This window comes from Streptomyces sp. NPDC097981, from assembly GCF_040302565.1.
Classification (GTDB): domain Bacteria; phylum Actinomycetota; class Actinomycetes; order Streptomycetales; family Streptomycetaceae; genus Streptomyces.
In genome coordinates this window covers 39,977-46,875 of sequence record NZ_JBEORW010000042.1, presented here as the reverse complement: position 1 = coordinate 46,875, position 6,899 = coordinate 39,977, and the positions used below count along the sequence as shown (strand labels likewise).

The 6,899-nt window shown below is 70.8% G+C and carries 5 protein-coding genes and 1 pseudogene; 3 read left to right on the top strand and 3 right to left on the bottom strand.

The window, feature by feature from the left end; genetic code table 11:
- Positions 1-874, top strand: an 874-nt coding sequence (locus ABTY04_RS31545) for a VWA domain-containing protein (RefSeq protein WP_352216843.1), incomplete at its 5' end; no start/stop codon positions are given.
- An 81-nt stretch (positions 875-955) separates the two neighbouring features.
- Here the strand turns inward: ABTY04_RS31545 and aspS are convergent.
- Positions 956-2,773 carry an aspartate--tRNA ligase gene (gene aspS / locus ABTY04_RS31540; RefSeq protein WP_352216842.1) on the bottom strand — a complete coding sequence of 606 codons (1,818 nt, stop codon included), beginning with the start codon at positions 2,771-2,773 and terminating at the stop codon, positions 956-958.
- A 115-nt stretch (positions 2,774-2,888) separates the two neighbouring features.
- On the opposite strand from aspS, the pseudogene ABTY04_RS31535 reads away from it, so the two are divergent.
- A pseudogene (locus ABTY04_RS31535) lies at positions 2,889-3,190 on the top strand (phosphatase); the annotation flags it as partial.
- Between the two features lie 128 nt (positions 3,191-3,318).
- Here ABTY04_RS31535 and ABTY04_RS31530 read toward each other — a convergent pair.
- Positions 3,319-4,305: a pirin family protein gene (locus tag ABTY04_RS31530; RefSeq protein ID WP_352216841.1), complete on the bottom strand. Its 987-nt coding sequence runs from the start codon at positions 4,303-4,305 to the stop codon at positions 3,319-3,321.
- A gap of 247 nt (positions 4,306-4,552) precedes the next feature.
- Positions 4,553-4,972 (bottom strand): hypothetical protein, encoded by a 420-nt coding sequence (locus ABTY04_RS31525; RefSeq protein WP_352216840.1) that lies wholly within the window; start codon positions 4,970-4,972, stop codon positions 4,553-4,555.
- A gap of 191 nt (positions 4,973-5,163) precedes the next feature.
- On the opposite strand from ABTY04_RS31525, the gene ABTY04_RS31520 reads away from it, so the two are divergent.
- The gene (locus ABTY04_RS31520) at positions 5,164-6,882 is read left to right on the top strand and encodes a helix-turn-helix domain-containing protein (RefSeq protein WP_502996754.1); all 1,719 of its coding nucleotides are present in this window, start codon (positions 5,164-5,166) and stop codon (positions 6,880-6,882) included.
- Positions 6,883-6,899: the final 17 nt, after the last annotated feature.

Below are 6,899 nucleotides of genomic sequence, written 5' to 3'. Positions count from 1 at the left end.
GGCCGAGACCGCGGCCGTTGCTGAGGCCGAGCCGGAGCCGGAAGAAGCCGCCGCCGAGCCGGTGGCCGAGGCCGAGACCGCCGAGGCCGAGCCGGAGCCGGAGGAAACCGCCACCGAGCCGGAGCCCGCGGCCGAGGTGGTGGCCGAGACCGTGGCCGCCGAGGCAGAGGCAGAGGCCGACGAGCCGGAGCCCGAGGGCGTCGGTGTGAGCGACGGGCCGGCGCGTGTGCTGGCCGACGTGAAGCGGCGGGCTCCCGAGGTGGCCGGGGCCTACAAGGCCGCCGGGCAGGTGCTCCGGGGCAAGGACAAGGCCGGGGCGCGGGCCAAGGTGTACCTGGTCCTGGACCGGTCCGGATCGATGCGGCCGTTCTACAAGGACGGCAGCGCCCAGCACCTCGCGGACCACGCCCTCGCCCTCGCCGCGCACCTCGACGACGAGGCGACCGTGCACACCGTGTTCTTCTCCACGGACGTGGACGGCACCGCCGACCTGACCCTCGACGCCCACGACGGCTCCTGGGTCGAGGCCCGTCACGCCGAGCTCGGCCGCATGGGCCGCACCAGCTACCACGTGGCCGTGGAGGCCGTCGTCGAGCGGTACCAGAAGGACGGCGGCGAAGGCCCCGCCCTCGTGGTGTTCCAGACCGACGGCGCCCCCGACAACCGTCAGCCCGCGAAGCAGGCCCTCGCCGACGCGGCCGCCACCGCGCCCGACGTGCACTGGCAGTTCGTCGCCTTCGGCGACCACGACGCCAAGGCCTTCGACTTCCTGCGCAAGCTGGACGCCGTGAACGCCGGCTTCTTCCACGCCGGCCCCGCCCCCACCGAGCTGGCCTCCGCCGCGCTCCTCAAGGGCCTCCTCGAACGGTTCTGACCCGCAGCACCGCAGGAACGCCGGAAGGGCCCGGGATCACGATCCCGGGCCCTTCCTCGTGCTCGTACGGCAGCCTACGGATTACCGCGAGGCGTCCGGGTGGACGGCCTCGGCGATCGGCTTCGCGTCCACGGGCTTCGCCTCCACCGGCTTGCGCAGCGCGATGTTCAGCTCGCGCAGGCGGGACTCCTCCAGGACCGTGGGCGCGCCCATCATCAGGTCCTGCGCGTTGCCGTTCAGCGGGAACGCGATGGTCTCGCGGATGTTCGGCTCGTCCGCGAGCAGCATCACGATGCGGTCCACGCCCGGGGCGATGCCGCCGTGCGGCGGGGCGCCGAGGCGGAACGCGCGCAGCATGCCGGCGAACTCGCGCTCGACGGTCTCGGCCTCGTAACCGGCGATCTCGAAGGCCTTCAGCATGACCTCGGGCTCGTGGTTGCGGATGGCGCCGGAGGACAGCTCGATGCCGTTGCAGACGATGTCGTACTGCCAGGCCAGGATGTCGAGCGGGTCCTTCTCCTCCAGGTCCTTCATGCCGCCCTGCGGCATGGAGAAGGGGTTGTGCGAGAAGTCGATCCTGCCGGTCTCCTCGTCCTTCTCGTACATCGGGAAGTCGACGATCCAGCAGAACCGGAAGACGTTCTCCTCGAACTGGCCGGCGCGCTTGGCGGCCTCGACCCGGACCGGGCCCATGATCTTGGAGACCTCTTCGAACTCGCCGGCGCCGAAGAACACGGCGTGGCCGGGGAGCAGGCCCAGGCGCTCGGTGAGGACCTTGATGTTCTCCTCGGTGAGGAACTTGGCGATCGGGCCCGTCAGCGAACCGTCCTCGCCCACGCGGACCCACGCCAGGCCCTTGGCGCCCAGCGAGATCGCGTACTCGCCGAGGCCGTCGAAGAACTTGCGCGGCTGCGCGGCGGTGTCCGGGACGGCCAGCGCACGCACGTGCTTGCCGGCGAACGCCTTGAACTCCGAGCCCTCGAAGACGTCGGTGATGTCGACGAGCTCCAGCTTGGCGCGCAGGTCGGGCTTGTCGTTGCCGTACTTCAGCATCGACTCGCGGAACGGGATCCGCGGGAACGGCGAGGTGACCTCGCGGCCGTTGCCGAACTCGGTGAAGAGCTCGGTCATCAGGCGCTCGATCGGCTGGAAGACGTCCTCCTGCTCGACGAAGGACATCTCGACGTCGAGCTGGTAGAACTCGCCCGGCGAGCGGTCGGCACGGGCGTCCTCGTCGCGGAAGCACGGCGCGATCTGGAAGTAGCGGTCGAAGCCCGAGATCATCAGCAGCTGCTTGAACTGCTGCGGGGCCTGCGGCAGCGCGTAGAACTTGCCCGGGTTCAGGCGGGACGGGACGACGAAGTCACGGGCGCCCTCGGGGGAGGTCGCGGTGAGGATCGGGGTCGCCATCTCGTTGAAGCCGAGCGCCACCATCTTGGAGCGGATGGAGGCGATGACGGCCGAGCGCAGCATGATGTTGCGGTGCATGCGCTCGCGGCGCAGGTCGAGGAAGCGGTACTCCAGGCGCCGCTCCTCGTTCACACCGTCGTCGGTGTTGATCGTGAAGGGCAGCGGGGCGGCCGCGCCGAGCACCTCGACCTGGGCGGCCTCGATCTCGATCTCGCCGGTGGGCAGCTCGGGGTTGATGTTCTCGGCGCCGCGGGAGACGACCTTGCCGTCGACGCGGACGACGGTCTCCTTGGAGAGCTTGTCCAGGACCTCGGCGGCCGGGGTGCCGGGGCGGGCGACGAGCTGCGTGATGCCGTAGTGGTCGCGCAGATCGATGAAGAGGATGCCGCCCAGGTCTCGACGGTTGTGCAGCCAGCCGCTCAGCCGGACGTCGGTGTTGACGTCAGAGGCGCGGAGCTCGCCGCAGGTGTGGGACCTGTACCGATGCATCAGTCATCCAGTTCTTCGCGATACCAGGGTGGATTCAACCCTCACAAGGTTACCGTCCGGGCAGGCGGCCGTGCTGGCGTGCCCTGCGGCCTCCGCGAACAGGCACGCCGATGGGATGACCCGTAAAGGTGACCGGGGGCGCACCGAGGACGTCCTGGCCGCCATCGCGGCAGGCCTGTGGTGCTGGGACAACACCTCCGAACGGTCGCTCCCGACGGCGGGGCCGCCCGGCTCCTCGGCCTGCCCGCCGAGCCCGCGGTCCTGCCGGAGGTCGCCGTACGGTCGCGGTTTCACCCGGTGGACTGGAACGAGGTCAACGGCATCGTCAACCTCGCGGTGGCCGAGGACACCCTTGCCGGGGACCGGCTGCGGATCACGGGCGAGGACGGGCGGGTGCTCCGGACCGTACGCAGCCGCCGGCCGAGGTGCTGCGGGTCGCCGCCTCGCTCTCGATGCCCGGCTTCAGCCCCGACGGGCGTGTCCGGCCTGGCGGGCCTCCCGGGCACGGCCCGGGGAGGCCTTGCGCCACCGGCGGTGCCGCTACGTCAGGAGTGCTGCTCCGCCGACTTCGTGCGCTCCCGGGCGGTGGTGGGGATGGTCCCCAGCCGGCCCGCCTGGAAGTCGTCGAAGGCCTGCTGGAGCTCCTGTCGGCTGTTCATGACGAACGGCCCGTAGTGCGCCATCGGCTCCCGGATCGGGCGCCCGCCGAGGAGGATGACCTCCAGGTCCGGGGTGTTCGAGTCCTGGGACTCGTCCGCCCGCACCGTGATCGAGCCGCCCTCGCCGAAGACCGCCGTCTGGCCGGTGTGCACGGGCCGGCGGTCCGTACCGACGCTGCCGCGGCCGGCCATGACGTACGCGAGGGCGTTGAAGTCCTCGCGCCAGGGGAGGGTGATCTGCGCGCCCGGGGTGACGGTCGCGTGGATCATCGTGATCGGGGTGTGGGTGATGCCGGGGCCGGCGTGGCCGTCCAGGTCACCGGCGATGACGCGGAGCAGGGCGCCGCCGTCGGGGGTGGACAGCAGCTGGACCTGGCCGCCGCCGATGTCCTGGTAGCGCGGGGGCATCATCTTGTCCGAGGCGGGGAGGTTCACCCACAGCTGGAGGCCGTGGAAGAGCCCGCCGGACACGACGAGGGACTCCGGCGGGGCCTCGATGTGCAGGAGGCCGGAGCCGGCGGTCATCCACTGGGTGTCGCCGCCGTTGATGATTCCGCCGCCGCCGTTGCTGTCCTGGTGGACGAAGGTGCCGTCGATCAGGTACGTGACGGTCTCGAAGCCGCGGTGGGGGTGCCAGGGGGTGCCCTTGGGCTCGCCCGGCGCGTACTCCACCTCGCCCATCTGGTCCATCATGATGAACGGGTCGAGGTACTGGTAGTTGATCCCGGCGAACGCGCGGCGCACCGGGAACCCCTCGCCCTCGAACCCACCGGGTGCGGTCGTGACGGCCAGCACCTTGCGGGCGGCGGTCTCCTGGGCGGGCTCGGCGACGCGGGGGAGCGTCAACGGGTTCTCCACAGTCACTGCAGGCATGGTCGGAACCTCCTTCTGCGTCGAGTTTAGTTGAAACTCGAACTTTCTGCCACACCCGGCAGAACAGAAGCAGCCCGGGGGGAATTCCCCCGGGCTTCAGACACCGTCCACCACCAGGACTAGCTGGGGCTCAGCTTGATCGAGTTCATGGGGGAGAGGTTCTCCTGCCACGTGGTGCCGGGCGGCTGCATCTCCCCGGCCGTGTGTCGTTTGCCGCGTGCCGGTTTCCGCTTGCCGTCCGCCGAGGTCAGCAGGAGATGCCGGCGAGCACGGCGGCCTCGTTGCCCGAGATCTTGTGCCAGCCGCCGCCCCACGCCACGGGGTACTGGTAGGCCCCGCCGAGGACCACCCCGTACGCCGTGCACCCACCGGGGATCAGCACGCCGTCGACGTCGATCCGGCTGGCGTTGCCGCCCATGGACGTGCCGGCCGGGACCCATTCCCTCGCACCCCAGCGCTCAGCGTCGCTGGTACCCCATTCCAATGTGGCCCAGAGACCCCGGGACGTATTGTTCGTCAGTTTTCCGCAGAACCAGGAACAGTCCCTGCCCGTGGTTCCCTCACCGGCCGCCGCAGCAGGCTGGGCGGCCACGACGGAAAGACCCGTGAAAGCGACCGCAGCGACCAGAGCGGCTTTCACCGAGCGGCGCATATTACGCACAGACATGTCTCACATTCCTCCGATGTAACCGTTTGTTCCGGGGCGACTTCCGACCCCCGCTGCGACACAGCCTGCAAAAAGCTCGGGCCGCCCCGCAACGGCGTGGACTAAGCTGGGACGCTGGGATGGTTCACCCATCCCGACCTGCGGAGATGCCGGGTCCTGGGACGGGCGTCCGGCACTGAGGGGGATCTTTCATGAGCGACTTGCCCGAAGGGCATACGCCACCGAAATACCCGGGACCGGCCGCAGCGGCCAGAGCCCGGCAGCAATTCGCAGATCTGCTCACCACACTGAAAGACCGGCGCGGCTACAGCTACGAAGCGCTCGCCCGCAAAGCGCATATGAGCCGTTCCTCGGTGCATCGCTATTGCCGGGGAATCATCGTTCCCGTCGAGTTCGGCACGGCGGAGCGAATCGCCCGATTATGCGGCGCGAATACCCGCGAGCTGTCCGACCTGTACCGCCTTTGGGCGGCAGCTTCGATTCCGGATCCCGATGCGGCCGCAGGGCAGGAAGAGCCCCTCGCGCCCGCAGCCCCACCCCCTGCCGCGGCGGTGCCCGCAGCGGCAGCGTCGGGTGACACGGCCCCCGCCCCGGCACCCGGCGCACCCCGCCCGGCCGCGGCCGGCGGCGCCCGCGCGGCCGTCGCCTCGCTCGCCTTCATCCTGCTGTGCGTCGTCTCGCTGAGCGGCTCCACGCACTCCACCGCACCGGGCCCGGCCGCCGCGGCCGCCACCACCGCGGCCACGCCCTGGACCCAGGCCCCGACCCCCGTGCCGAACGGCATCTTCGGCATGACGCTCAACTCCTCGACCGGCGCCATGCCCACCTTCCAGATCGACACGGTCCGCCTCTGGGACAGCCGCACCCGGTGGTCGAACATCCAGCCCCGGCGCGGCGTGTACGACTGGTCGATCCTCGACCGGCTCGTCACCGCCGCGAACCAGGCCGGCCTGCCCGTGGTCTTCACCATGGGCGGCACTCCCGACTGGGCGAGCCCGAACGGTCCGCACACGGCGTACGACGACGGATCGCGCACCAGCCCGCCCGACGACCTCGCCGACTGGACGGCCTTCGTCTCGGCGGTGGCGAGCCGCTACCGGGGCCGGATCGACGCGTACGAGCTCTGGGTGATGGGCAACGACACCCGCTACTTCAGCGGGAGCCTGGAGACCCTGGTCGAGATGACCCGCGGCGCCAAGGCCGTCCTCGACGCCGTCGACCCGGACGCCACCGTCGTCTGCCCGTCCATGGGCCGTCTCTGGGAGGCCGAGGGCATGCGCGCCCTGGAGCGGTTCTCCGAGCTGCGCGGGTACGACTCGTGCGACGTCGCGGGGGTCAAGCTGTACCAGCGCACCGCTTCGGACCCGCCCGAGCAGATGCTCGGCCTGGTCGGCGAGATCGACCGCGCCTTCCACCGGGGCGGCTCGCACCCCAAGCTGTGGAGCACGGGCACCACGTACGACATCCCGCTCCAGAAGCCCCTCGACGAGCCGGTGGCCTCGGCGAACGCCGTCCGCTTCTTCCTCGTCGGCCTGTACGCGCGCTACCAGCGCATGTACTTCTACAACTGGGGCGGAAGCAAGATCCCCATCGTGATGCAGCCCGACGGGCAGCCGCCGACCCGCGCCGCCCTGTACGTGGAGGAACTGCGCCGCTGGGTGCACGGCACCCGGATCCACTCCTGCGGCAACGGTGTCGCCGCCGGGCTGCCGGACGGGGTCTGGCAGTGCCGGTTCGACCGCGACGGCGCCGAGCTGGCGATCGTCTGGAACCCCACCGGCACGTCCCGCCTGAAGGCGCCCCGGGGCGTGACCGCGGTGCGCCACCTCGACGACACGACCTCGCCGGTCGGCCCCGACGCCGCGGTCGAGGTCACGGCCCTGCCGGTACTGCTCACGCCTACACCGTGAAGGGCGGGGGATCCGCC

Bases quoted from the DNA above. Each gene is read 5' to 3' on its own strand.
- ABTY04_RS31520 (WP_502996754.1), top strand. From the start codon at position 5,164: ATGAGCGACTTGCCCGAAGGGCATACGCCACCGAAATACCCGGGACCG.
- ABTY04_RS31530 (WP_352216841.1), bottom strand. From the start codon at position 4,305: ATGCCTGCAGTGACTGTGGAGAACCCGTTGACGCTCCCCCGCGTCGCC.
- aspS (WP_352216842.1), bottom strand. From the start codon at position 2,773: ATGCATCGGTACAGGTCCCACACCTGCGGCGAGCTCCGCGCCTCTGAC.
- ABTY04_RS31525 (WP_352216840.1), bottom strand. From the start codon at position 4,972: ATGTCTGTGCGTAATATGCGCCGCTCGGTGAAAGCCGCTCTGGTCGCT.